This window comes from Pseudomonas sp. B21-028, from assembly GCF_024749045.1.
GTDB lineage: Bacteria > Pseudomonadota > Gammaproteobacteria > Pseudomonadales > Pseudomonadaceae > Aquipseudomonas.
The window spans coordinates 1,964,142-1,990,554 of the sequence record NZ_CP087184.1; the positions used below are offsets into that span (position 1 = coordinate 1,964,142).

At 61.7% G+C, this 26,413-nt stretch carries 21 protein-coding genes; 11 read left to right on the forward strand and 10 right to left on the reverse strand.

Features of this window, described 5'->3' with window-relative positions; translation table 11 throughout:
- Nucleotides 1-52 precede the first annotated feature (52 nt).
- Nucleotides 53-535: a GNAT family N-acetyltransferase gene (locus LOY35_RS09005; RefSeq protein WP_258633533.1), complete on the forward strand. Its 483-nt coding sequence runs from the start codon at nt 53-55 to the stop codon at nt 533-535.
- Between the two features lie 48 nt (nt 536-583).
- On the opposite strand, the gene LOY35_RS09010 is transcribed toward LOY35_RS09005, so the two are convergent.
- Nucleotides 584-1,402, reverse strand: a complete 819-nt coding sequence (locus LOY35_RS09010; RefSeq protein ID WP_042732259.1) for a pyruvate, water dikinase regulatory protein — start codon at nt 1,400-1,402, stop codon at nt 584-586.
- A gap of 176 nt (nt 1,403-1,578) precedes the next feature.
- Here LOY35_RS09010 and ppsA point away from each other — a divergent pair, with 176 nt between their 5' ends.
- The 8 genes from ppsA to LOY35_RS09050 all read left to right on the forward strand — a co-directional run bounded on the left by ppsA (nt 1,579) and on the right by LOY35_RS09050 (nt 9,749).
- Nucleotides 1,579-3,954, forward strand: a complete 2,376-nt coding sequence (gene ppsA, locus LOY35_RS09015; protein ID WP_258631999.1) for a phosphoenolpyruvate synthase — start codon at nt 1,579-1,581, stop codon at nt 3,952-3,954.
- A 216-nt stretch (nt 3,955-4,170) separates the two neighbouring features.
- Entirely contained in the window at nt 4,171-5,160 is a 990-nt protein-coding gene (locus LOY35_RS09020; protein WP_258632000.1) for a lysophospholipase, read from the forward strand.
- A gap of 116 nt (nt 5,161-5,276) precedes the next feature.
- Entirely contained in the window at nt 5,277-5,768 is a 492-nt protein-coding gene (gene rraA / locus LOY35_RS09025) for a ribonuclease E activity regulator RraA (protein WP_041021633.1), read from the forward strand.
- Between the two features lie 25 nt (nt 5,769-5,793).
- Nucleotides 5,794-6,789 (forward strand): zinc transporter ZntB, encoded by a 996-nt coding sequence (locus LOY35_RS09030; RefSeq protein WP_258632001.1) that lies wholly within the window; start codon nt 5,794-5,796, stop codon nt 6,787-6,789.
- 62 nt (nt 6,790-6,851) lie between these two features.
- Complete coding sequence (locus LOY35_RS09035) at nt 6,852-7,097, forward strand: CrfX protein (RefSeq protein WP_258632002.1); 246 nt, start codon at nt 6,852-6,854, stop codon at nt 7,095-7,097.
- Nucleotides 7,098-7,099: 2 nt separating this feature from the next.
- Entirely contained in the window at nt 7,100-7,924 is an 825-nt protein-coding gene (locus LOY35_RS09040) for a mechanosensitive ion channel family protein (protein WP_041021634.1), read from the forward strand.
- Nucleotides 7,925-8,015: 91 nt separating this feature from the next.
- Nucleotides 8,016-8,606: an RNA polymerase sigma factor SigX gene (gene sigX, locus LOY35_RS09045; RefSeq protein ID WP_024776749.1), complete on the forward strand. Its 591-nt coding sequence runs from the start codon at nt 8,016-8,018 to the stop codon at nt 8,604-8,606.
- Nucleotides 8,607-8,714: 108 nt separating this feature from the next.
- The gene (locus LOY35_RS09050; RefSeq protein WP_258632003.1) at nt 8,715-9,749 is read left to right on the forward strand and encodes an OmpA family protein; all 1,035 of its coding nucleotides are present in this window, start codon (nt 8,715-8,717) and stop codon (nt 9,747-9,749) included.
- Between the two features lie 206 nt (nt 9,750-9,955).
- Here LOY35_RS09050 and cobA read toward each other — a convergent pair whose 3' ends face one another.
- The 8 genes from cobA to LOY35_RS09090 form a co-directional block, all read right to left on the reverse strand.
- Nucleotides 9,956-10,711 carry a uroporphyrinogen-III C-methyltransferase gene (gene cobA, locus LOY35_RS09055; protein ID WP_258632004.1) on the reverse strand — a complete coding sequence of 252 codons (756 nt, stop codon included), beginning with the start codon at nt 10,709-10,711 and terminating at the stop codon, nt 9,956-9,958.
- 10 nt (nt 10,712-10,721) lie between these two features.
- A complete protein-coding gene (locus LOY35_RS09060) occupies nt 10,722-13,439 on the reverse strand; it encodes a nitrate reductase (RefSeq protein ID WP_258632005.1) in 2,718 nt (905 codons plus the stop codon).
- On the reverse strand, nt 13,439-13,756 hold the full coding sequence (nirD, locus tag LOY35_RS09065; RefSeq protein ID WP_024776753.1) for a nitrite reductase small subunit NirD: 318 nt from the start codon (nt 13,754-13,756) through the stop codon (nt 13,439-13,441). Before nirD ends, LOY35_RS09060 begins: the two co-directional genes overlap by 1 nt.
- On the reverse strand, nt 13,753-16,206 hold the full coding sequence (gene nirB, locus LOY35_RS09070) for a nitrite reductase large subunit NirB (RefSeq protein WP_258632006.1): 2,454 nt from the start codon (nt 16,204-16,206) through the stop codon (nt 13,753-13,755). Before nirB ends, nirD begins: the two co-directional genes overlap by 4 nt.
- Before the next feature lie 426 nt (nt 16,207-16,632).
- Nucleotides 16,633-18,303 (reverse strand): bifunctional protein-serine/threonine kinase/phosphatase, encoded by a 1,671-nt coding sequence (locus LOY35_RS09075; protein ID WP_258632007.1) that lies wholly within the window; start codon nt 18,301-18,303, stop codon nt 16,633-16,635.
- A gap of 9 nt (nt 18,304-18,312) precedes the next feature.
- On the reverse strand, nt 18,313-19,524 hold the full coding sequence (locus tag LOY35_RS09080; RefSeq protein WP_258632008.1) for a NarK/NasA family nitrate transporter: 1,212 nt from the start codon (nt 19,522-19,524) through the stop codon (nt 18,313-18,315).
- 398 nt (nt 19,525-19,922) lie between these two features.
- On the reverse strand, nt 19,923-20,498 hold the full coding sequence (locus LOY35_RS09085; protein ID WP_258632009.1) for an ANTAR domain-containing response regulator: 576 nt from the start codon (nt 20,496-20,498) through the stop codon (nt 19,923-19,925).
- Between the two features lie 13 nt (nt 20,499-20,511).
- A complete protein-coding gene (locus LOY35_RS09090; protein ID WP_258632010.1) occupies nt 20,512-21,723 on the reverse strand; it encodes a CmpA/NrtA family ABC transporter substrate-binding protein in 1,212 nt (403 codons plus the stop codon).
- Nucleotides 21,724-21,965: 242 nt separating this feature from the next.
- On the opposite strand from LOY35_RS09090, the gene LOY35_RS09095 reads away from it, so the two are divergent.
- A complete protein-coding gene (locus tag LOY35_RS09095) occupies nt 21,966-22,985 on the forward strand; it encodes a quinone-dependent dihydroorotate dehydrogenase (protein WP_258632011.1) in 1,020 nt (339 codons plus the stop codon).
- A 330-nt stretch (nt 22,986-23,315) separates the two neighbouring features.
- Here the strand turns inward: LOY35_RS09095 and rmf are convergent, their stop codons facing one another.
- Nucleotides 23,316-23,531: a ribosome modulation factor gene (gene rmf, locus LOY35_RS09100; RefSeq protein WP_003223300.1), complete on the reverse strand. Its 216-nt coding sequence runs from the start codon at nt 23,529-23,531 to the stop codon at nt 23,316-23,318.
- Between the two features lie 532 nt (nt 23,532-24,063).
- Here rmf and rlmKL point away from each other — a divergent pair.
- A complete protein-coding gene (gene rlmKL / locus LOY35_RS09105) occupies nt 24,064-26,349 on the forward strand; it encodes a bifunctional 23S rRNA (guanine(2069)-N(7))-methyltransferase RlmK/23S rRNA (guanine(2445)-N(2))-methyltransferase RlmL (protein WP_258632012.1) in 2,286 nt (761 codons plus the stop codon).
- The last annotated feature ends 64 nt before the right edge of the window (nt 26,350-26,413 follow it).

A 26,413-nucleotide genomic window follows, 5' to 3' on the forward strand; every position in this document is an offset into this window, starting at 1 on the left:
CCGGGTCTATGTTTTTTTCAGCTCGACTCAAGGACTGAGGAAAACAGTGACAATGGACACCTTCATCGAAATCAGCACGGCCGCCCCCGGCGATGCCGGCATCATCAGCCGGATCGCCGAGCGCTCCATCCGGGTCGGTTGTGCCGCGGAGCACCGTAACGACCCGCGCATCGTAGCCGCCTGGACCCGCAATAATACCCTTGCGCGTATTCGCCCCTGGCTGGCCGAGCCCCGGTTGCGCCTGACCCTGGCTCGTCTGCACGGGCGGCCGGTGGGCATTGCGATGGCTTCGGTCAGTGGTCGGATCGCATTCTGCTACGTGCAGCCGGAGTGGTTTCGGCGCGGGGCCGGGCGGGCGCTGGTGCAGGATATCGAGGCATGGTTGCGTGGCCGCGGGCTCGCCCAGGTGCGGCTAAACAGCACAGGCACCAGCTACGGGTTCTATAGGCGCCTGGGGTTTGAGCAAAGCGCCAAGGCCTTTGCCATTGGTGGTGTCGCAGCCATTGCGATGCACAAGTCGCTGGCGGGCGGTTGAAGCATTGATCCAGGATTTTCGCGAATCCCACAAGTGTTGTGTCCGTGGCTACTTGAACCGCCGCTCCACGCCTTTCTCCACCAGGATCTTCGCCGAAATCTCCTCCACGGAAAAATGCGTGGAGTTGATGTGGGGGATATTTTCCCGCCGGAACAGGTTTTCCACCTCGCGCACTTCGAACTCACACTGGGCATAACTCGAATAGCGGCTGTTGGGCTTGCGCTCGTTGCGGATCGCGGTGAGGCGGTCCGGGTCGATGGTCAGGCCGAACAGCTTGTGCTGGTGGGCGCGCAGGGCGCTGGGCAGTTGCAGGCGCTCCATGTCTTCTTCGGTCAGCGGATAGTTGGCCGCGCGGATGCCGAACTGCATCGCCATGTACAGGCACGTCGGTGTCTTACCACAACGCGACACCCCCACTAGGATCAGGTCGGCCTTATCGTAATAATGCGTGCGGGCGCCGTCATCGTTATCCAGCGCGAAGTTGACCGCCTCGATCCGCTCCATGTAATTGGAGTTGTGGCCGATGGAATGGGATTTGCCGACCGAGTAGGAAGAATGCTCGCTCAGCTCCTGCTCCAGGGGCGCCAGGAAGGTAGAAAAAATGTCGATCATGAAACCATTGGACGTTGCGAGAATCTCACGGATGTCCTGATTGACGATGGTATCGAAGATGATCGGGCGAAAACCGTCGGTTTCGGCGGCTTTATTGATTTGCTGTACCATGGCCCGCGCCTTGTCGACGCTGTCGATGTACGGACGTGTCAGCTTGGTGAAGGTAATGTTTTCGAATTGTGCCAAAAGGCTTTGGCCCAGGGTTTCGGCGGTGATGCCGGTCCCATCGGAGATAAAGAAAGCAGATCGTTTCATTTGCGCCTTGGGCCTTAAGCTAGTGACGATTCTTGGATATGATAGGCGCGATTTGCTGGCCGCCAGTGGCCAGCATTCTCACTTATTTTCCAGGTCCAGGCCATATCGCCGGCCAACGCTCCCCAGGAGTCGCCGGTGCCTTGAGCTTTTCCAACACAGTTAGTGGAGAGATCACCTTGGTAGAGTACGTAGTTTCCCTCGATAAGCTCGGCGTCCATGATGTGGAGCATGTGGGGGGCAAGAACGCATCCCTGGGCGAGATGATCAGTAACCTCGCCGGTGCCGGTGTCTCGGTACCGGGTGGCTTCGCCACGACGGCTCAGGCCTATCGTGATTTCCTGGAACTGAGCGGCCTGAACCAGCAGATCCACGACGCCCTCGATGCCCTGGATGTCGATGATGTCAATGCCCTGGCCAGGACCGGCGCCCAGATCCGCCAATGGATCATGGAAGCCGAGTTCCCCGAGAAACTGAACAGCGAAATCCGCACGGCCTTCGCCAAGCTGTCCGAAGGCAACCCCGACATCGCGGTCGCCGTGCGTTCCTCGGCCACCGCCGAAGACCTGCCCGATGCCTCCTTTGCCGGCCAGCAGGAAACCTTCCTGAACATCCGTGGCGTGGAAAACGTCATCCGCGCCGCCAAGGAAGTCTTCGCCTCCCTTTTCAACGACCGTGCCATTTCCTACCGCGTGCACCAGGGCTTCGACCACAAGCTGGTCGCCCTGTCCGCAGGCGTACAGCGCATGGTCCGCTCCGAGACCGGCACCGCCGGCGTGATGTTCACCCTCGACACCGAGTCGGGCTTCCGTGACGTGGTGTTCATCACCGGCGCCTACGGCCTGGGTGAAACCGTCGTTCAGGGCGCGGTGAACCCGGATGAGTTCTACGTACACAAAGGCACCTTGCAAGCCGGTCGCCCGGCCATCCTGCGCCGCAACCTGGGCAGCAAGGCCATCAAGATGATCTACGGCGACGAAGCCAAGGCCGGTCGTTCGGTGAAAACCGTCGACGTCGACAAGGCCGAGCGCGCACGTTTCTGCCTGACCGACGCCGAAGTCAGCGAGCTGGCCAAGCAGGCGATGATCATCGAGCAGCACTACAAATGTCCGATGGACATCGAATGGGCCAAGGACGGTGACGACGGCAAGCTGTATATCGTGCAGGCCCGCCCCGAAACCGTGAAGAGCCGCACCCAGGCCAACGTCATGGAGCGCTACCTGCTCAAGGAAACCGGCACCGTGCTGGTGGAAGGCCGCGCCATCGGCCAGCGCATCGGCGCCGGCAAGGTGCGGATCATCAAGGACGTCTCGGAGATGGACAAGGTCCAGGCCGGCGACGTACTGGTTTCCGACATGACCGACCCGGATTGGGAACCGGTGATGAAGCGCGCCAGCGCCATCGTCACCAACCGTGGCGGGCGTACTTGCCACGCGGCGATCATCGCCCGCGAACTGGGTATCCCGGCGGTGGTGGGTTGCGGCAACGCCACCCAACTGCTCAAGGATGGCCAGGGCGTGACCGTTTCCTGCGCCGAGGGCGACACCGGCTACATCTTCGAGGGTGAGCTGGGCTTCGACATCAAGAAGAACTCCGTGGATGCCATGCCGGAGCTGCCGTTCAAGATCATGATGAACGTCGGCAACCCGGACCGTGCCTTCGACTTCGCACAGTTGCCGAACGCTGGCGTGGGCCTGGCCCGCCTGGAGTTCATCATCAACCGCATGATCGGCGTGCACCCCAAGGCGCTGCTGAACTACAGCGGCTTGCCGCCAGAGATCAAGGACAGCGTCGACAAGCGTATTGCCGGCTACGACGATCCGGTCGGCTTCTACGTCGAGAAACTGGTGGAAGGCATCAGCACCCTGGCGGCGGCGTTCTATCCGAAAAAGGTCATCGTGCGCCTGTCGGACTTCAAGTCCAACGAATATGCCAACCTGATCGGCGGCAAGCTCTACGAGCCGGAAGAAGAAAACCCGATGCTGGGCTTCCGCGGTGCTTCGCGCTACATCAGCGAAACGTTCCGTGACTGCTTCGAGCTCGAGTGCCGTGCCCTCAAGCGCGTACGCAACGACATGGGCCTGACCAACGTCGAGATCATGGTGCCGTTCGTGCGCACCCTGGGCGAAGCGAGCCAGGTGGTCGACCTGCTGGCGGAAAACGGCCTGGCCCGTGGCGAGAACGGCCTGCGGGTGATCATGATGTGCGAACTCCCATCCAACGCGATCCTGGCGGAAGAGTTCCTCGAGTTCTTCGATGGTTTCTCCATCGGTTCCAACGACCTGACCCAGTTGACCCTGGGCCTGGACCGCGACTCCGGGATCATTGCGCACCTGTTCGACGAGCGGAACCCGGCGGTCAAGAAGCTGCTGGCCAATGCCATCGCCGCCTGCAACAAGGCTGGCAAGTACATCGGCATCTGCGGTCAGGGCCCTTCGGACCACCCGGACCTGGCCAAGTGGCTGATGGAGCAGGGCATCGAAAGCGTGTCGTTGAACCCGGACTCCGTCCTGGAAACCTGGTTCTTCCTGGCCGAGGGCCAAGGCGCGGCCTGAGTGGAGAGAGGCCTCTAACGGCAATGCCGATGAGTTGAGCTGCAAATCTGTGGGAGCGAGCCTGCTCGCGAAAGCGCTGGATCAGTCGCCATCAATGGGCCTGATCCACCGCATTCGCGAGCAGGCTCGCTCCCACGAGGGTTTGTCGCCAGGTCCCTTTTGATTGAAGTAGGGCGGGCTCCTGATGGAAGCCGCCCTTTTTTGTGCAAGAGTATTATGCAAAGCAGCAGTGACCTTTTTCCTGTCGCCCTGATCAGCGCCGAGCGGCGTGGCGATCTGAGCGAAGACGTCTACCGTTTGAAACCCGGCAACAGCCCGGACTACAGCGTCGAACTGGCTGTCACCCGCCTGGGCATGGCCGACGCCGGCCAGACCCGTGGCGTCCCGGTGATCCTGCTGCATGGCAGCTTCTCCAACCGCCGCTTCTGGTATTCACCCAAGGGCCTGGGCCTTGGGGCGTACCTGACACGCCTGGGCTTCGATGTATGGATTCCCGAGATGCGTGGCCATGGGCTGTCCCAGCGCAACCAGAACTACCGCAACAATCGGGTGGCCGATTACGCCCGCTACGACCTGCCGGCCATCGGCGCCTTTGTGCGCGAACAGAGTGGGCAGGTGCCGCACTGGATCGGCCATTCCCTGGGCGGCATCACCCTGGCGGCAGCCTTGGGCGGCCAATACCTGGGCGAACCGGCCGTGGCGTCGGCGGCGTTCTTCGGCACCCAGGTCAGCCGCACCTACTGGCCGTTGAAAATTCCACCGGTGGAATGGAGTGGACGCTTCATTCTCAAGCGTTTTGCGCAGTTGTCCGGCTCCCGACTCAAGCGCGGCCCGGAGGACGAGCCCATCGGCCTGGCCCTGGAGAGCATGCGTTGGTACGGCTTGTTCGGGCGTTTTGGCGATGCCGAGAAAGACTGGTGGGCGGGCCTGGCCGATGTGCAAGTGCCGGTGCTGGCAGTAAGCGCCGCCGGCGATCTCCAGGACCCGACCTGGGCTTGCCGCAAGCTTTTCGAACAGGTGGGGTCCGAGCGCAAGCAGTTCGTCTGCCTGGGCCGGGAACACGGCTTCGGTGACGATTTCGGTCATGTGGCGATGCTGGTCAGCAAGGCTGCGCACGCCGAGGTCTGGCCTCTGGTGGCGCGTTGGCTGGAGGAACAGAGCATGCCTTTACCGGCAACCCTGCCGGTTCTGGCCGAGGCGGTTTGAGGCCAAGGGCATTTCGCTCTGGTCGGCTTGCGGCTAAGCTATGACGCGTTAAACGGTTCCGGTCACAAACGGTTGCTCATCCAGTCTGACGTTTCCAGCCTTTCAGGAGTTGTTCGATGAACCATTACCTCACGCCCGACCTGTGCGATGCCTATCCGGACCTGGTGCAGGTGTTGGAACCGATGTTCAGCAATTTCGGCGGCCGCGATTCGTTTGGCGGTGAAATCGTGACCATCAAGTGCTTCGAAGACAACTCCCTGGTCAAGGAGCAGGTTGAACTCAAGGGCAATGGCAAGGTACTGGTCGTCGATGGCGGCGGCTCCCTGCGTCGGGCGCTGCTGGGCGACATGCTGGCCGAGAAAGCCGCGAAAAACGGTTGGGAAGGGCTGGTGATCTACGGCTGCATCCGCGACGTGGATGTCATCGCCCAGACCGACCTCGGTGTCCAGGCCCTCGCCAGCCATCCAATGAAAACCGACAAGCGCGGTATCGGTGACCTCAATGTGGCCGTGACCTTTGCCGGCGTGACGTTTCGTCCGGGCGAATATGTCTATGCGGACAACAACGGTGTGATCGTCTCGCCAAGTCCGCTGAAAATGCCTGAATGAAGCGTCAAAGCCGTAAGGGATGAGGATGTTCGAGGAAGAAAACGCGCAGTGGGGGCTGGTGCATGCCCTGGTGCTGGACGGTAAGGGCGGTGCGCGTTCGATTGCCCGGACCGAGCTCGACGATCTGCAGTTGCTGGCGCACGAAAGCCTGTGGCTGCATTGGGATCGCAGCCATCCGCAGACCCATACCTGGTTGCGCAAATCCAGTGGACTGAGCGAGTTCAACTGCGATCTGCTGCTTGAGGAAAACACCCGGCCACGCCTGTTGCCGTTGCCTGAGGCCGAGCTGCTGCTGTTCCTCAGAGGTATCAACCTCAATCCGGGCGCGGAGCCGGAAGACATGGTCTCGGTGCGGATTTTCGCCTCCGCCCAGCGCGTGATCTCCCTGCGTCTGCGTCCTTTGCGCGCCACGGACGAGCTGCTGGCGCACCTGGCCGAAGGCAAGGGACCGAAAACCGCGTCGGAACTCATCCTTTATATGGCGCAGTACCTGACCAACAAGGTCCAGGATCTGGTTTCCCAGCTTTCGGAAATCGTCGACGGCGAAGAGGAAATGCTCGATGCCGACGAACGGTATGCACCCGAGCACGATGCCATTTTGCACATTCGTCGTCGGGCCGCCGGACTGAAGCGGTTCCTGGCGCCGCAGCGGGACATTTTCGGGAAGATGTCGCGCATCAAACTGCCTTGGTTCGTCGAGGACGACGGCGATTACTGGAATGAACTGAACAACAGCCTGACCCGCTATCTCGAAGAGCTGGAATTGACCCGGGAGCGCGTGGGGCTTGTGCTGGAGGCTGAAGACCGGCGCCTTTCCGTACGCATGAACCGGACGATGTACCGCTTCGGCATCGTCACCGGGATCTTCCTGCCGATGAGTTTTCTCACGGGCCTGCTGGGCATCAATGTCGGCGGTATTCCACTCTCTCAAAGCCCCTATGGCTTCCTGGTCGCCTGCCTGCTGATGGTCTGCGTGGCCCTGGGACAGTGGTGGTTGTTCCGTCGTCTGCGCTGGGTGTGACAGGTTTCATGTGACCCGACGAAATTTGATCGCGTCTTTCACAGACATCACGAGAGGTGCGTATGCACGATCCGTTTGAACAGTCTTTGCGTGACATGCTCAAGGCCTCGCCGTCCAGTCGGGATGACGATGCGTGCCTGGGGCGTGTGCTGAAAACCGCCAACCGCCAGGTCGGCGCGGGCGATCTGTTCAGTCTGCTGGGCCGTTGGCTGCCCGCGCTGATGATCGCCTTGAACAACGGGTCGGCGCATGTCTTGCCGGTTTCCCGTCGTAAACCTGTTACCCGCACCGCTGATAAGGCTGATTGAATATGGAACTGAATCTCTGGACCCAGAGCCTCGTCGCGGCAATGACTGCGCTATGGACCAAAGTGGCCAATTTCATCCCGAACCTGTTCGGTGCCCTGGTAGTGGTGCTGTTGGGGTTCGTCGTGGCCAAGTTGCTGGACACGCTGCTTTCCAAGCTGCTGGCCAAACTGGGTCTGGATCGACTGATGGGCGGCACGGGCCTGACCAAGCTGCTGTCCCGTGGCGGCATCCAGGTACCGATCTCGACCCTGGTGGGCAAGATTGTCTACTGGTTCGTGTTGCTTATTTTTCTCGTCTCTGCGGCTGAATCCCTGGGGCTCCAGCGGGTTTCGGCCACCCTCGACATGCTTGCGCTGTACCTGCCCAAGGTCTTCGGGGCGGCCCTGGTGCTGCTGGTCGGCGTGCTGCTGGCTCAGTTGGCCAACGGCTTGGTGCGCGGCGCAGCCGAAGGTGTAGGGCTGGATTACGCCTCGGGCCTGGGACGAATCGCCCAGGGCCTGGTGATCATCATCAGTATTTCTGTCGCGATCAGTCAGTTGGAGGTCAAGACCGACCTGCTCAACCATGTGATCGTGATCGTGTTGATTACCGTTGGTCTGGCGATTGCGCTGGCAATGGGATTGGGAAGCCGGGAGATCGCCGGTCAGATTCTTGCGGGAATCTATGTGCGTGAACTGTATGAAGTCGGGCAACAGGTGCGGGTTGGAGAGGTCGAAGGCCAGATCGAGGAGATCGGCACGGTGAAGACCACATTGCTGACCGAGGAGGGCGAACTGGTGTCGCTCTCCAATCGGATCCTGCTGGAGCAGCATGTGAGTAGCCGCTAACCCGGCAAACTCTGCTAATGTATGCCGCCGCAAAATGCCTGCTACCGCAGGTTGCGGCGCACATTGACCTAGACCGTCGGCCCGACTTGTTTTGAACAAACCCCAATCGCTGTCCATGCGCTATGACCCCCGTGATCTCTCTGATGAGGAGTTGGTCGCGCGCGCGCATACGGAGCTGTTCCACGTAACACGTGCCTACGAAGAGTTGATGCGTCGTTACCAACGTACATTATTTAACGTTTGTGCACGTTATCTGGGGAACGATCGCGATGCTGACGATGTCTGTCAGGAGGTGATGTTGAAGGTGTTGTATGGCTTGAAGAACTTCGAGGGGAAATCGAAGTTTAAAACATGGCTATATAGCATCACGTACAACGAATGCATCACACAGTATCGCAAGGAACGGCGAAAGCGTCGCTTGATGGACGCCTTGAGCCTTGACCCTCTCGAGGAAGCGTCTGAAGAAAAGGCGCCCAAGCCCGAGGAAAAGGGTGGACTCGATCGCTGGCTAGTTTATGTGAACCCGATCGACCGTGAAATTCTGGTGCTACGATTTGTCGCAGAACTGGAATTCCAAGAGATCGCAGACATAATGCACATGGGTTTGAGCGCGACAAAAATGCGTTACAAGCGCGCTCTCGATAAGCTGCGTGAGAAATTTGCGGGTATTGCCGAAACTTAAGTTCGGCGCAAATATCTCTTACGTGTAGGCAAGTTCTGATAGACTTGCCGCCGAGTTGTCCCCCGGTTTGCGGGACTGCTTCACAATCACCAGATGGGGATTTAACGGATGAAACTGAAAAACACCTTGGGCTTTGCCATTGGTTCTCTTATTGCCGCTACTTCGTTCGGCGCGCTGGCACAAGGCCAAGGCGCAGTTGAAATCGAAGGCTTCGCCAAGAAAGAGCAATTCGACAGCGCTCGTAACTTCAAGAACAACGGCAACCTGTTCGGCGGTTCGGTTGGTTACTTCCTGACCGACGACGTTGAACTGCGTCTGGCCTACGACGAAGTGCACAACGCACGTACCGACGATGGCACCAACGTCAAGGGCGCCAACACCGCTCTGGACGCTCTGTACCACTTCAACAACCCAGGCGACATGCTGCGTCCTTACGTTTCGGCCGGTTTCTCCGACCAGAGCATCGACCAGAATGGCAGCAACGGTCGTAACCGTTCGACTTTCGCCAACGTTGGCGGTGGCGCCAAGCTGTATTTCACCGAGAACTTCTACGCCCGTGCCGGTGTTGAAGCTCAGTACAACATCGACCAGGGCGACACCGAGTGGGCTCCAAGCGTCGGTATCGGTGTGAACTTCGGTGGCGGCTCCAAGCCTGCTGCTGCTCCAGTTCCAGCTCCGGCTGAAGTCTGCTCCGACAGCGACAACGATGGCGTGTGCGACAACGTCGACAAGTGCCCTGACACCCCAGCCAACGTTACCGTTGACGCTGATGGCTGCCCAGCAGTTGCTGAAACCGTACGTGTTGAGCTGGACGTGAAATTCGACTTCGACAAGTCGGCCGTCAAGCCAAACAGCTACGGCGACATCAAGAACCTGGCTGACTTCATGAAGCAGTATCCAGCAACCACCACCACTGTTGAAGGTCACACTGACTCCGTCGGTCCTGACGCTTACAACCAGAAACTGTCCGAGCGTCGTGCAAGCGCCGTTAAGCAGGTTCTGACCAACCAGTATGGTGTTGAATCGTCCCGCGTTCAGGCTGTTGGCTACGGCGAAACCCGTCCAGTTGCCGACAACGCCACTGACGCTGGTCGTGCTGTTAACCGTCGCGTAGAAGCGCAGGTTGAAGCCCAAGCTAAGTAATTAGCCCACAGCTTTGAAAAAGCCCGGCTTATGCCGGGCTTTTTCTTGCCTGCGATTTACCCGAGCTGACAAGACCTGTGGGAGCTGCGGTGTGCGGTGGTTTTTTGTGGCGGACACAAGACCTGTGGGAGCCGAGCTTGCTCGCGATGGCGGTGTATCAGCTTGCGACAATGTTGATGTGCCGCCGCTTTCGCGAGCAGGGGTTGTTACAGGACCGAAGCCTGGAGCCATTCAGATGGGTTTTTTTCCAGTTCGGCCGCCGCAGCCACTGCACCAATCACCAGTATCGCCGGGCTCTTGAGTTGAAATGCCGCTGCGTCGACCTCCATTGAGGTCAGGTCGCTACGGCAGTCTCGCTGATGGGGCAGGGAGGCATTTTCGATCATGGCCACGGGGGTATCCGCTGCCAGGCCCCCCGCCAGCAGTTGCTCGCGGATCTCGCTCAGTTTCGCCACCCCCATGTACACCACCAAGGTCGTCCCGCTCTGTGCCAGGGCTTGCCAGTTCAGGCTGCTGCCGTCCTGGGTGTGGGCAGTGACCAGCGTCACGCCCCGGGCGATACCGCGCAAGGTCAGTGGAATATCGCACTGGGTCGCCCCCGCCAGCCCGGCCGTGATGCCGTTGACCAGCTCCACTTCGACGCCATGCTCGCGCAGCCATTGCGCCTCTTCGCCGCCCCGGCCAAAGATGCACGGGTCGCCGCCCTTGAGGCGGACCACGCATTTGCCTTGGCGCGCATAGCGCAGCATCAAGCGATGGATAAAGGCCTGTGGCGTGGAGCGGCAGCCGCCGCGCTTGCCCACGGCGATGATGCGCGCGCCGGAGCAATGTTCCAGCACCGCTTCGTTGACCAGATCGTCGATCAGCACCACGTCGGCTTCGCGCAGGGCGCGCACGGCCTTGAGGGTCAGCAATTCGGGGTCGCCAGGACCCGCACCCACCAGCCAGACTTTCGCGTTCATAGTGTTTTCCTCACGAGAGAGCGGCCATCGGTTGCGCAGTGGCAACCAGCAGGCGCTTGATTTCCGGTACGCAGGAGCCGCATTGCGTGCCACAGCCCAGTTCCTGTTTCAGCCCTTGCAAATCCAGCCCTCGTTCAATGCCGGCGCAGATCGCACGCTGGCTGACGTTCAAGCAATTGCACAGGGTCTTGCTGCCTCCTGCCGTCGCGCCGACATTGCCCGGCGGTGCGCTCAACGGCGCCAGCAGCCAGCGGCGCAGTTGCTCATCGGCACGACCTTCCTGCCACAGGCTCTGCAACCAATGGCGGGCGAGGGTTTCGCCGGCCAGGCGGATGGCGGTGATGCGACCGTTTTCGATCCGCACCCGTTTACCGATGGCGCGACGGGGATCGTCGTAGGCCAGTACCGGCCCGTCGATCAGCCCCAGTTGTTCGTCGATCGCTTGTAGCAGTGCGGGGTCAGGCGCCACGGCGCTGGCAGCCCGAATCAGCAGCGCGGGACGTTCACGGCCGGTCAGGCTCAGGCTGACGTAGGCAAACGCCTCACACAGCGGGCGCAACGTCTCCAGATGTTGTTGGACATCGTCCTCGACCAGGGCGAAAAGCTGCCAAGGCAGGTTCACCGGTTCCAGGCGCACGCCGCTGTGTTTGAGTTCCGGTTGTTTCGACAAGGGATCGAAAGCCGGCTGAGTCAGGGTATTGACCCCACCCTTGAGGAACCGGTCGCCCCAGTGCATCGGCAGGAACGCCTGGCCGGGCCGCACGCTGTCGTCGCTGTCCACGGCCACGATCACCGCGCCACGACGACTCTTGAGGCTGACCAAGTCGCCCGGTTGCAGGCGCTGGCGCTGAAGCTCGTCGGGGTGCAGGCTGAGGACGGCTTCGTTCACATGCCCGAACAACCGCGCGGCGGTGCCGGTACGGCTCATGCCGTGCCACTGGTCCCGCAGACGGCCGGTGTTGAGGGTCAACGGGTAGCGGGCGTCACGCAGTTCCCTGGCGGCGCGATACGGTTCGGCGATAAATCGCGCCCGGCCGTTGTCGGTGGGAAAAATCCCATCGACGTACAGGCGAGCCGTTCCGACCGTGGCGCCGTCGGGGAAGGGCCACTGCTGGGGACCGAGTCGATCGATCAGTTCATGGCTGATACCGGACAGGTCGAGGTCGCGTCCGCGGGTCAATTGCTTGTATTCGTCGAACAATTGGGCGGGCGCGTCAAAGGCGAACAGGCTGGGCTGGCCCGGTCGCAGACGTTTCTCCAGACGTTGTGCGAAATCCACGGTAATGGCCCAGTCCGGTCGTGCTTCGCCCGGTGCGTCGATGGCCCGGCGGACGTGGGAAATGCGTCGTTCGGAGTTGGTCACCGAACCTTCCTTTTCGCCCCAACTGGCTGCTGGCAGCAGCAAGTCGGCAAACCCGGCGGTCTCGGTGGTCCGGAAGGCCTCTTGCAGCACCACGAACGGGCAGGCTCGCAGGGCTTCCCGCACCGCCGTCTGGTCCGGCATCGATTGAGCCGGGTTGGTGCAGGCTATCCACAAGGCCTTGATCTTGCCGTTGCGCACCTGCTCGAACAGCTCGATGGCGCTCAGGCCAGGGTTGGCGGGCAGTTGCTCGACGCCCCAGTACCCGGCGACTTCGGCGCGATGCTCCGGGTTGGCGGCTTCGCGATGGCCTGGCAGCAGGTTCGACAGGCTGCCGGTTTCCCGGCCGCCCATGGCGTTGGGCTGGCCGGTCAGCGAGAAGGGCCCGGCACCCGGACGACCGATCTGCCCGGTGGCCAGGTGCAGGTTGATCAAGGCACTGTTCTTGACGCTGCCGGCGGTGGACTGGTTCAGGCCCATGCACCACAACGACAGGAAGCTGGGGGCCGTGCCGACGGCTTCGGCGCACTGGTGCAGTTGCTCGACGCTGATACCACACAACTGGGCAACCATGGCCGGCGTGTAATCGCGCACCAGGTTTTTCAGGTCCGCCAGGCCTTCGGTGTGGGCCTTGATGAAGTCGCGGTCGACCCAGTCTTCCCACAACAGCAGGTGCAAAATCCCATGGAACAAGGCGACATCGGTCCCTGGCAGGATCGCCAGGTGCAGATCCGCCAGGTCGCAGGTATCGGTGCGCCGCGGGTCGATGACAATGATCTTCATCTGCGGCCGGCGGGATTTGGCTTCTTCCAGGCGGCGAAACAGGATCGGGTGGGCGTAGGCCATGTTACTGCCGACGATCATGACGCAGTCGCTCAGTTCCAGGTCTTCATAGTTGCAGGGCGGCGCGTCGGCACCGAGGCTGCGTTTGTAGCCCACTACCGCCGAGGACATGCACAGCCGGGAATTGCTGTCGATGTTGTTGGTACCGACCAGGGCCCTGGCCAGTTTGTTGAAGGCGTAGTAATCCTCGGTCAGCAGCTGGCCGGAGATGTAGAACGCCACGCTGTCGGGACCGTGTTCGGCGATGGTCTCGGCGAACACGCCAGCGGCGTGCTCCAGGGCGCTGTCCCAGTCGGTGCGGGCGCGGGCCAGGCTTTTGCTCAGGCGCAGCTCTGGGTACAAGGCTCGCGCGGCGAGGTCGCCAGTCAAATGCAGGGTCGAGCCCTTGCTGCACAGTTTGCCGAAGTTGGCCGGGTGGGCGGGATCGCCACTGACACCGAGGATGCGCTCGTCGTCGTGTTCGATCAGTACGCCGCAACCGACCCCGCAATAACAGCAGGTCGAGGCAGTGGTCTGGCGGTTCATCAGCTTGCGTCCCTTAGCGCCAACAGTACCCGGCCGTTCTCGACCCGGGCCGAATGATGATGGGCACAGCCCACATCCGGCGCCTGGGCCTGGCCAGTCTCCAGGTCGATCTGCCAGTTATGCAGCGGGCAGGCCACGCGCTTGCCATAGATCAAGCCTTGAGACAACGGGCCACCCTTGTGCGGGCAGCGGTCATCGAGTGCAAAAACCTCATCGTCGCTGGTACGAAAAATCGCGATGTCGCCCTTCGGGCCATTGATGATGCGTGAGCCCAGGGCATTGATGTCTTCCAGCGCGCAGATATCCAGCCAGTTCATGCCGGCACCTCCAGATTCTTCGCGGGGATGACTTCAAACTCTTTCTTCAGCTGCGGTTGTTCCAGGCGCTGTTTCCATGGGTCCTGTTCCAGCGACAGGGAAAACTTCAGGCGCTCGTGAAGGGCCTTGCGCTGCACCGGATCTTCAAGCACGGCTTTCTTGATGTGTTCCATGCCGACCCGCTGCATGTAATGCACGGTGCGCTCGAGGTAGAAGGCTTCTTCGCGGTACAGCTGCAAGAAGGCACCGTTGTATTCACGCACTTCCTCGGCGGTCTTGAGCTTGACGAAGAACTCGGCGACCTCGGTCTTGATCCCGCCATTGCCGCCGATGTACATCTCCCAGCCGGAATCGACACCGATGATGCCCACGTCCTTGATGCCGGCTTCCGAGCAGTTGCGAGGGCAACCGGAGACGGCGAGTTTTACCTTGTGCGGCGACCACATGTTGAACAGGTCGTGCTCCAGTTCGATGCCCAATTGCGTGGAGTTCTGCGTACCAAAGCGACAGAACTCGCTGCCCACGCAGGTCTTCACGGTGCGGATGGATTTGCCGTAGGCATGGCCGGACGGCATGTCGAGGTCTGCCCAGACACCGGGCAGATCCTGCTTCTTGATGCCCAGCAAGTCGATGCGCTGGCCGCCGGTGACCTTGACCATGGGCACACTGTACTTGTCGGCCACGTCGGCAATGCGCCGCAGCTCCGACGGCGTGGTCACGCCGCCCCACATCCGTGGGACGACCGAGTAGGTGCCATCCTTCTGGATGTTGGCGTGGGCCCGTTCGTTGATCAGCCGGGATTGCGGATCGTCATGGGCTTCGCCGGGCCAGGTGGAAATCAGGTAGTAGTTCAGCGCCGGGCGGCAGGTGGCGCAGCCGTTCGGGGTGCGCCAGTTCAAGTAGTTCATGGTGCCGGCGATGGTCAGCAGGTGCTCGTCGCGGATCGCCTGGCGGATCTGGCCGTGAGTGAGGTCGCTGCATCCGCAGATGGCTTTTTCGCTTTTCGGCTTGACGTCGGCCGCACCGCCGACGGTGTTGATGAGGATCTGCTCGACCAGGCCGGCGCAGGAACCGCAGGAACTGGCGGCCTTGGTGTGTTTTTTCACGTCATCGACGCTGAACAGGCCATGCTCCTGGATCGCCTTGACGATGGTGCCCTTGCACACGCCATTACAGCCGCAGACTTCGGCGGAATCGGCCATGCTCATGGCTTTGTCCTGGCCCTGGTGACCTACGTCGCCCAGGGCATTTTCACCGAACATCAGGTGATCGCGGATTTCGCTGATGGTGGCATTCTCACGGATCTGGCGGAAGTACCAGCCACCATCTGCCGTATCGCCGTACAGGCAGGCGCCGACCAGTACGTCATCCTTGATCACCAGTTTCTTGTAGACGCCGCCGATGGGGTCGGAGAGGGTGATGGTCTCGGTGCCTTCGCCGCCCATGAAATCCCCGGCGGAAAACAGGTCGATGCCGGTGACCTTGAGCTTGGTCGAGGTCACCGAGCCTTTATAGGTGGCGAAGCCCAGTTGAGCGAGGTGGTTGGCGCAGACCTTGGCCTGTTCGAACAGCGGGGCCACCAGGCCGTAGGCAGTGCCGCGATGGTTGGCGCATTCACCGATGGCGTAGATGCGCGGGTCATAGGTTTGCATCGTGTCATTGACCAGGATCCCGCGGCTGCACGGGATGCCGGCTTTTTCCGCCAGTTCGACATTGGGGCGGATGCCGGCCGCCATCACCACCAGGTCGGCGGGGATGATGTCGCCGTTCTTGAACTGCACCGACCCGACCCGGCCATTGCCGGCGTCGTGGAGAGCCTGGGTCTGCTCGTTGAGGCGGAATTTCAGGCCGCGGTCTTCCAAGGCGGTTTGCAGCAGCTGGCCGCTGGTCTTGTCCAACTGGCGCTCCAGCAACCATTCACCCAGGTGCACCACGGTCACGTCCATGCCCCGCAGCTTCAGGCCATTGGCGGCTTCCAGGCCCAGCAGGCCGCCGCCGATCACCACGGCGTGCTTGTGGGTCTTGGCGGTTTCGATCATCGCCTGGGTGTCGGCGATGTCGCGGTAACCGATGACGCCGTCGAGCGTGTGGCCGGGAATCGGCAAGATGAACGGCGTGGAGCCGGTGGCGATCAGCAGGCGATCGTACTCGGCCTCGGTGCCGTCTTCGGCGATGACCCGACGCTTGACCCGGTCGATCTCCACGACCTTGCGGTTCAGCAGCAGGTTGATGTGGTTGTCCTGGTACCAGCTCAGGTTGTTGAGGACGATTTCTTCAAACGTTTGCTCGCCGGCGAGCACGGGGGAAAGCAGGATGCGGTTGTAGTTGGTGTGGGGCTCGGCGCCGAACACCGTGATGTCGTACAGCTCGTTGCTCAGCTTGAGCAGTTCTTCGAGGGTTCGAACCCCGGCCATGCCATTGCCGATCATCACCAGTTTGAGTTTTTTCATCAGGGTTCTCCGCAAGCCCAGACCCGGTTTCGTCACGTTTCATCACGGCGATCGGACTGGCTCGGCAATTTTCACGAAAACAAAAAAAGGCGTCCCGCTAGTGTGCTAGCGAGGACGCCTTTGTCCTGGTCCCGTTCTCTCGGGAAGCACCGCCTTCATCGTTGGAGGCGTTGCCTTATGTCTGTTGAGAGGGGTTATGCAGTGGTTGTGCCAAGTGGCTTCGGAGTGCGGTTTTATTGAAGGGCGGGGCATATACAGGCGCTGGAGAGGGATTTACTGCACTGATTCAAAGCGTGTTGCACGGTAATGGCGCGTGGGCCTAGAGGGGGGACAGACAGGCCGCCATCGCGAGCAGGCTCGCTCTCACATTTGGATCTGCATAGACACTGTGGGAGCGAGCCTGCTCGCGATGGGCGCAACTGGATCTCAGCTGTGGAACACCAGAAACAGCAGCACAATGTTGACCACTAAAGACGCCAGCGCCAAGGTCCGCCAGACCTTCAGCGGTTCGCGCTCCAGCAATGGCCGGGGCCTGACGCTCAAGCTGCGGCGCTCGCCCTGTTCCAGCAACAACAACCATTCCTCGGCGGTTTCAAAGCGTTCGTCCGGATCCGCCGCAATGGCGCGCTCCAGGCTTTGGCCGAGCCATTCGGGCAGGTCCGGCCGATAGCGGCTGGCGCTGACCGGCACGCCAAAGCGCGGTCGCTGGAAGGCTTCGACTTCGCCATAGGGATAATGCCCGGTCAGCAGGAAATACAGGGTCACCCCGACGCCATACAAGTCCTGTTGCGCCGTCGGCGCGACACCGCCGAAGGCTTCCGGTGCGATATAGCTGGGTGTGCCCGGCAGCACGTTGGCCTGGTCTTCGGACAGGCCGGGGCAGTACGCCAGGCCGAAATCCAGTAGCCGCAGTTCGCCGTCGTCTCCCAGATGCAGGTTTTCCGGCTTGATGTCGCGGTGGTAGATCTGCCGTCGATGCAACAGCCCCACCGCCCGCACCAGCCGTTGCGCCAGATCCAGCCATTGAGCCAGCGGCAAGGCGCCGGCCTGGTTGAACAGCTCGGCCAGGGTCACGCCCGGATATTCGCGCATCACGTAATACAGATGCTGACGCTGGGGAACACCATGGACTTCCGGAAACTGCCTGCCGGCGACCCGCTTGAGAAACCATTCTTCCGACAGCAATGCCTGTCCGGCCTGGGTGTCGTCCCGTAGCTGCACCGGCAGGGTTTTCAGCAGCCATGGCTGACCCTGGCCATCGTGTACCCGGTAGAGCAGCGACTGCTGGCTCTGGCCGAGCAGTCCTTCGAGCTGCCAGCCCTCGAACATCTGGCCCGGTTTCAGCGCTGGGGGCAGGGGCCACTGCTGCAACTGGATCAGCGCATCGCCGATGCTCGCTTCGCCCAGCGCGTCGACCCGTACCAGCAAGGCGCTGGCGTTGTCCTGGCTGCCGGCCAGGTGTGCGGCGTTGACCAGTGTCTGGGCGGCGAGGTCCAGGTCCGGCTGGTCCCGAAGGATGCCGGCAATGGCCGTATCCCCCAGGACTGCCCAGACGCCATCGCTGAGCAACACGAAGGTTTCTTCGGTGCGCAGTTCACCGTCGAGGAAGTCCAGGATCAGATGCTGATCCAGCCCCAGGGCGCGCTTGAGCACATGCTGCATGCCCTGTTGCTCCCATACGTGATCTTCGCTGACCCGTTGCAGATGATTGGCATGCCAGCGGTAGACCCGGCAATCGCCCACGTGGGCGAGGGTAAAGCGTCGGCCCCGCAGCACCAAGGCACTGACGGTGGTGAGCAACGGCTGTCCGCCACCGTTGGCCTGCAACCAGCGATTCTGCGCCAGCAACAGCCGGTCCAGCGCCTGGGCCACGCCCCAGGTCTGCGGCGTGGAGTAATAGTCCAGGGCCAGTGCCTGCAAGGTTGAACGGGCGGCCAACCCGCCGTCGGCGCATTGGCTTACACCGTCGGCAATGGCGAACAGGTAGCCCTTGCTGGCCGCCAGGGCCGGGGCCGGGGTGACCAGGCGCAGGGCGTCCTGGTTTTCCTCCCGTGGGCCGATGGCCGTGGCTTCGGCAAAACTCAGTTGCAGGCTCATGGTCGCTGTTTATACCCGAGCCGCAGTGACGGCTGCCGAGCCCCAGGTGGTTCTCCAGCGACGCTTGACGCCGTGCAGGCCGAACCAGGCCAGCACGCCCAGGCTGGCGAACAACCACAGCGCCAATTGGTAGCTGCCGGTGCTTTGCTTGATCGCGCCCATGCCCGCCGCCAGGGCGAAGCCACCGATGCCGCCCGCCATGCCGATCAGCCCGGTCATCACGCCGATTTCGCGCCGGAAACGTTGTGGCACCAGTTGGAACACGGCGCCGTTGCCTGCACCGAGCCCGAGCATGGTGCAGACGAACAGCGCCAGTGCCGCGTAGGAGCTCGGCAGGTTGAAGCCCACCGCCGCGATGCAGATGGCCGCCACGGTGTACATGCCCAGCAAGGTGCGGATACCGCCGAAACGATCCGCCAGGGCACCGCCCAACGGCCGCATCAGGCTGCCGCCGAAGACGCACGCCGCGGTGTAGTAGCCGGCGGTCACGGGGCTCAGGCCATATTGGTCGTTGAAGTAGCCGGGCAGGGCGCTGGCCAGGCCGATGAAGCCGCCGAAGGTCACGCTGTAGAAGAACATGAACCACCAGCTGTCACGGTCACCCAAGGCCTTGAGGTAGTCGGCCATGGATTTGGTTTTCGGCCGCTCGGGAGCGTTTTGGGCCAGCCACGCGAAGACGACCAGGGTCACGGCCAGCGGGACGAGCGCGAAACCGAACACGTTGCCCCAGCCGAAGGCGGCGGCCATCAGCGGCGCGATGATTGCGGCCAGCACGGTGCCCGAGTTGCCGGCACCGGCGATGCCCATGGCCTTGCCCTGGTGTTGTGGCGGATACCACTGGGAAGCCAACGGCAGGGCAACGGCAAACGACGCGCCGGCCATGCCCAGGAACAGGCCCAGCAACAGGGCTTGCTCGTAGCTGTGGATGCCCAGTTTCCAGGCGCAGAACAGCGCGCAGATCACGATCACCTGACCCACCATGCCGGCGGTTTTCGGTGAAGTCCGGTCGGCCAGCAGGCCCATGAACAGGCGCAGCACGGCGCCGGCCAGGATCGGCGTTGCCACCATCAGGCCGCGTTGTTGAGTGGTCAGGTGCAGGTCGGCGGAGATCTGCACCGCCAGTGGACCGAGCAGGTACCAGACCATGAAGCTCAGGTCGAAGTAGAGAAAGGCCGCGAACAGAGTCGGGGTGTGGCCGGATTTCCAAAAGCTTGAATTCATCGCGCACCTCAGCTGTGAAAGTCTCGAGAAATGAGTCAGTGCTCAGAGCAGTGCGCCGGCTGTGGTCGCACCACCGGCCCCGAAGAGCCAAAACAAAAAAACGCCGCAACCCGGATTGCCAGCGAGGCAAGGAGGGTGTGCGACGTCTTTGTCGTAGGTGGGGCAACCGCCGTTGGTTACCTGTGGGGTTGCTTAAGCGAGATCTGTGCCAACAGCGGGTATCGAGGGAAGGCCATCGCGAGCAGGCTCGCTCCCACAGTGGGCCCGGGGTGTCGCAAATGCTGTGCTTCGCCGGGGGAATCCTGGTGGGAGCGGGGTGCTGCAAATGTTGCGTTCACCTCGAACCCCTGTGGGAGCGAGCCTGCTCGCGATGGTGCCGGGCGAGACGCCGCGAGGCGTCAGCCCAGCAACTCATTCATCGCAATGATCTGCTCCGCCACCTGGATCAGTTTCTGTTGGCGGCTCATGGCCTGGCGGCGCATCAGGGTGTAGGCCTGTTCTTCGTTGCAATCCTTCATCTTCATCAGCATGCCCTTGGCCAGTTCGATGCGCTTGCGTTCGGCCAGTTGCTGGTCCCGGGCCAGCAACTGGGCGCGCAGGGCCTGGTCGCTTTCAAAGCGGGCCATGGCCACGTCCAGGATCGGTTGCAGGCGTGCGGCGTGGATGCCTTCGACGATATAGGCGCTCACTCCCGACTTGATCGCCTGGCGCATCACATCGGGGTCGTGCTCGTCGGTGAACATGACGATCGGTCGTGGCTGATCGCGACTGACCAGCACGACTTGTTCCATGACATCCCGTCCGGGTGACTCGGTATCGATCAGGATCACGTCCGGACGCACTGTTTCGACGCGTTCGGGCAGGTCGATGGTCAGTCCGGATTCGTCAATGACGTCGAACCCGGCTTCCACCAGAGAGGCTTTGAGGCGACCGACTTTTTTCGCGGTGTCGTTGATCAGCAGGATACGCAGCATGGTCGGGCTCCTGTCAGCGGCTGGCGAAAAGGGGAGCCGCATCGCTCAAGGCGTGCAGTTTGAAGCTGCGGGCATACCCGGCCGGATCCGAGCCGTCCCAGGTGGTACCGTCGATCAACTGGCTGCTGCGCATGGCCTGGAAGGTGGTCGAAATCCCCAGTGCCGTACACGCCTGGCGATACAGCTCGAGTTGCTGGACCTCCTGCGCCACGGCCAGGTAGTCCGGGTCTTCCCGCAACAAACCCCAGCGTCGGAACTGGGTCATGAACCACATACCGTCGGACAGATAGGGCACGTTCACCTCGCCGCCGCCATGGAAGCGCATGGCGTGGGGATCCTGCCAGCTGTTGCCCAGGCCATCGGCATAGGTCCCCAACAGACGGGGTTCGATGCAGTCCAGCGGGGCGTCGAGGTATTCGGGAGCGCTCAGCAGGTGTGCGGTGCCGCGGCGGTTCTCGGTGCTCTGTTCGATGAAACGGCTGGCTTCGAGGATCGCCATCACCAGCGCCCGCGCTGTATTGGGGTACTGCTCGACGAACGCACGGGTACAGCCCAGGACTTTTTCCGGATGATCGGGCCAGATGGTCTGGGTCGTCGCCAGGGTGAAGCCGAGGTTCTGTTTCACCGCGCTGGCGCACCAGGGCTCGCCGACACAGAGCCCGTCGATACGCCCGGCTTGCAGATGCGCAATCATCTGCGGCGGCGGTACCACCACGCTGTCGACATCCGACAAGGGGTGAATACCCTGGGCGGCGAGCCAGTAATAAAGCCACATCGCATGGGTGCCGGTGGGGAATGTCTGGGCAAAAGTCAGTTTCGGGCGAGTTTGGTGCACATGGCGCTCCAGTGCCTCAGGACTGGTCACGCCCATCGCCTGCAAGCCGTGGGAGAGGTTGATGCTCTGGCCGTTCTGGTTCAGCCCCATCAGCACCGCCATGTCGGTCGGCGCGACACCGCCGATGCCCAGGTGCACGGCGTAGATCAGGCCATACAGGCTATGGGCCGCGTCGATTTCACCGCTGACCAGCTTGTCCCGCAGGTTGGCCCAGGACGTCTGGCGCTTGAGGTTCAAGGTCAGGCCGTAGGGTTGGGCGAAGCCCTGGGTGGCGGCCACCACGACCGGGGCGCAGTCGCTCAAGGCCATGAAGCCCAGGTTGATCGCGCTTTTTTCCGGGGCGTCGCTGCCATTGACCCAGGCCAGGGGGTTGGCTGGAATTTCATTCATCGAGGCATCACCTTCCATATAAAAAAAGCGCCGTACCCGGACGAATGCCAGAGCAAGGCCGGATGACGACGCCGTTGTCCTTCAAACAGTGTTTCACTCATTCCATCGTTGGCATGAGCGTCGATGACTACAGGGGTGCAAGGCATATGCCATCGGCGCTGTTTTGTGCTGGTGCCTCGCTTGAACCGCCGTTGCGCGGCTATAATCGCCGCCTCATTTCGTCGCCCGAGTCAAAGCCGCCCATGTACACCCTGGCCCGTGAACTGCTGTTCAAACTCTCCCCGGAAACCTCCCACGATCTGTCCCTGGACCTGATCGGCGCGGGCGGACGTTTGGGCCTCAATGGTCTGCTGTGCAAGGCGCCGGCATCGTTGCCGGTGAATGTGATGGGCCTGCAATTCCCCAACCCGGTCGGGCTGGCGGCGGGCCTGGACAAGAACGGCGCGGCCATCGACGGCTTCGCGCAGTTGGGTTTCGGCTTTGTGGAAATCGGCACCGTCACACCACGGCCCCAACCGGGCAACCCCAAACCACGACTGTTTCGCCTGCCGCAGGCCGAGGCGATCATCAACCGGATGGGCTTCAACAACCTTGGCGTTGACCATCTGCTGGCCCGCGTGGCTGCTGCCAAATACAAGGGCGTGCTGGGCATCAATATCGGCAAGAACTTCGACACGCCGGTGGAGCGTGCCGTCGACGACTACCTGATTTGTCTGGACAAGGTCTACGCCCACGCCAGCTATGTGACCGTCAACGTCAGTTCCCCGAATACCCCGGGGCTGCGCAGCCTGCAGTTCGGTGATTCCCTCAAGCAATTGCTGGCCGACCTGGCCCGGCGTCGTGCCGAACTGGCGGTGACCCATGGCCGGCATGTGCCGTTGGCTATCAAGATCGCTCCGGACATGACCGACGAAGAAACCGTCCAGGTGGCCCAGGCCCTGGTCGAGACCGGCATGGACGCGGTGATCGCCACCAACACCACGCTGGGCCGCGAAGGGGTCGAAGGGCTGGAGCACGGTGACGAAGCGGGCGGATTGTCCGGCGCACCGGTGCGTGACAAGAGCACCCACACCGTGAAGGTGCTGGCTGGGGAATTGGCGGGGCGCTTGCCGATCATCGCGGCCGGCGGGATCACCGAAGGACGGCACGCCGCCGAGAAGATCACCGCGGGTGCAAGCCTGGTGCAGATTTACTCGGGCTTCATCTACAAGGGACCGGCGTTGATTCGTGAGTCGGTGGATGCGATTGCGGCGTTGGGGTGATACAGCCACTGCCTGAAGGTTGTGCAAACCCTCTGTGGCGAGGGGATTCATCTGTGGCGAGGGGATAAATCCCCGCTGGGCTGCGAAGCAGCCCCCTTCGATGTATGAATCGATGAAGGTGTTTCGGTCTTGTGATTTTGGGGCTGCTTTGCAGCCCAGCGGGGATAAATCCCCTCGCCACAACAGTGTTCGCAACTTGGGTTTCTGACGGGCATTAAAAAGGGCTCCTCGAAGGAGCCCCTGGGCCGTAGCCCGCCGTCCGGATGGGACGCGCGTGGTTAAATCGTTATGTGGATCGAAATTGTCGAGTTCTGAGTATTGAGCCCTGTGTCAGCCGACGGCGTGAAGTTCGTTGAGTCTGTGGATACCCGCAGTGCCGGTCATACCGTCCCAGTTGTCGCCGCGTCCTTCTCGCCAGCCATTGATCCAGGCTTGACGTACCGACGGTAGAGTAAAGGGGCAAAGCTCACGGGATTTACCACCAACACCATATTGGTAACCGCGTAAAAATGCTCTTTCCAACGGATCACGCTTAAGTCTTCTCATAGGGTATTGCCCTCACTTGTTGACTGTTACTTCGCGTCGGCCTCTGTTGAGGCCGGGGCAGAATCATTCTGCCGTTGGTGGCTCGTTGCCGGCGTGACGAGCCAAGGTGTTGGCGCCGTTGTGGCGTCAACCTGTGTTGAGTTCTAACCAAAGCGTCACAGGGATGGAATGATCGTTTTGTCATAAGCACGTAACATTAAAGATGTTAGGGCGATAAGTAACAGCGTGTTCAGCATCCGCTTTTGACCAAGACCCCTGTATGATCGGCCCTGCGCTGAACGGTGCGGTGTTTTCCCGGATGAGAATGTCCCCCTGTTGCACTCGGGTACTATTCGACGAAAGGGGTGACTTTTCACTATTTGTTACACCGAATTTTTTATCTGCCCCTGCATCTAAGCTCTTTTAACCTGAGCGGCGAGGGTGGAATGGCACACTTTCGTGCCACCGGGTGCTCTTGAGAAAAGCACCTGATTGAACCTGACCCGGCAATGCGTTGCCCCGGTCCACTTAGCCAAAGGCTCTGGAACTCCCCATGTCCGATCGTTTCGAACTCTTCCTCACCTGCCCCAAGGGCCTCGAAGGCCTGCTGCTCGAGGAAGCCATCGGGCTTGGCCTTGAAGAGGCGCGCGAGCACACCTCGGCCGTTCGCGGCGTGGCCGACATGGAGACGGCGTATCGCCTGTGCCTGTGGTCACGGCTGGCCAACCGCGTGTTGCTGGTCCTTAAACGTTTTTCGATGAAAGACGCCGAGGACCTGTACCACGGCGTGCTGGACGTCGACTGGCAGGACCACATGCTGGCCGATGGCACCCTGGCGGTAGAGTTCAGCGGTCACGGCTCGGGCATCGACAACACCCACTTCGGCGCCTTGAAGGTCAAGGACGCCATCGTCGACAAGCTGCGCACGCCCTCCGGCGAACGGCCGTCCATCGACAAGCTCAACCCGGACCTGCGTATTCACCTGCGCCTGGACCGCGGCGAAGCGATCCTCTCCCTGGACCTGTCCGGTCACAGCCTGCACCAGCGTGGTTATCGCCTGCAGCAAGGTGCCGCGCCGCTGAAGGAAAACCTCGCCGCCGCCATCCTGATCCGTGCCGGCTGGCCGCGCATTGCCGCTGAAGGCGGCGCCCTGGCCGACCCGATGTGCGGCGTCGGTACCTTCCTGGTGGAAGCGGGCATGATTGCCACCGACATGGCGCCAAACCTGCGTCGCCAGCAGTGGGGTTTCACTGCGTGGCTGGGCCACGTGCCGGCGCTGTGGAAGAAACTCCACGAAGAAGCCACTGCCCGCGCCGCCGCCGGGCTGGCCAGGCCAGCGCTGTGGATTCGCGGTTATGAAGCCGACCCACGGCTGATCCAGCCAGGTCGCAACAACGTCGAGCGTGCCGGCCTGAGCGAGTGGATCAAGATCTATCAGGGCGAGGTCGCCACGTTCGAGCCGCGTCCGGACCAGAACCAGAAAGGCCTGGTGATCTGCAACCCACCGTACGGCGAGCGCCTGGGCGATGAGGCCAGCCTGCTTTATCTCTACCAGAACCTCGGCGAACGCCTGCGCCAGGCGTGCCTGAACTGGGAAGCGGCGGTGTTCACCGGCGCCCCGGACCTGGGCAAGCGCATGGGCATCCGCAGCCACAAGCAATACTCCTTCTGGAACGGTGCCTTGCCGTGCAAGCTGCTGCTGATCAAGGTGCTGCCGGACCAGTTCGTCACCGGCGAGCGTCGCACGCCGGAACAGCGTCAGGCCGAGCGCGAGCAAGCCCGCCTTGACCAGGAAGAGCAGGGACAGGCACCCCAGGTACCGCAAGAGCGCCAGTACAACAAGAATGGCAACCCGATCAAGCCGACCCCGGCCCCCGCGCCAGTGGTCGAGCAGGCGCGTTTGAGCGAAGGCGGGCAGATGTTCGCCAATCGCCTGCAAAAGAACCTCAAGCAGCTGGGCAAATGGGTCAAGCGCGAAGGCGTGGACTGCTATCGGGTCTATGACGCCGACATGCCGGAATACTCCATGGCCATCGACCTCTATCACGACTGGGTGCACGTGCAGGAATATGCCGCGCCGAAATCCATCGACCCGGAAAAGGCTTCGGCCCGCTTGTTCGATGCCCTGGCGGCCATTCCCCAGGCGCTGAATGTCGACAAGAGCCGCGTGGTGATCAAGCGTCGTGAGCGCCAGAGCGGCACCAAGCAGTACGAGCGCCAGAGTGCCCAGGGCAAGTTCACCGAGGTCAATGAAGGTGGCGTGAAGCTGCTGGTCAACCTGACCGACTACCTGGACACCGGGCTGTTTCTCGATCACCGGCCGATGCGCCTGCGGATCCAGAAGGAGGCGGCCGGCAAGCGCTTCCTCAACCTGTTCTGCTACACCGCGACCGCCAGCGTCCACGCTGCCAAGGGGGGCGCCCGGAGCACCACCAGCGTCGACTTGTCGAAAACCTACCTGGACTGGGCCCGACGCAACCTGTCGCTCAATGGTTTTTCCGACAAGAACCGCCTGGAGCAAGGCGATGTGATGGCCTGGCTTGAAGCCAGCCGTGACGAATACGACCTGATCTTCATCGACCCGCCGACCTTCTCCAACTCCAAACGCATGGAGGGCGTGTTCGATGTGCAGCGCGATCACGTCCAGTTGCTGGACCTGGCCATGGCCCGCCTGGCGCCGGGGGGCGTGCTGTATTTCTCCAACAATTTCCGCAAGTTCCAGCTCGAGGACAACCTCGGCGAGCGCTATGCGGTGGAGGAAATCACCGCCGCAACCATCGATCCGGACTTTGCCCGCAACAGCAAGATCCACCGTGCCTGGAAAATCATGGCTCGTTGAAATTTCCGATTGGATCCACGAAGCCTTGTAGATCAAGGCTTCCAGCCAAATTTTAGGACTGGTC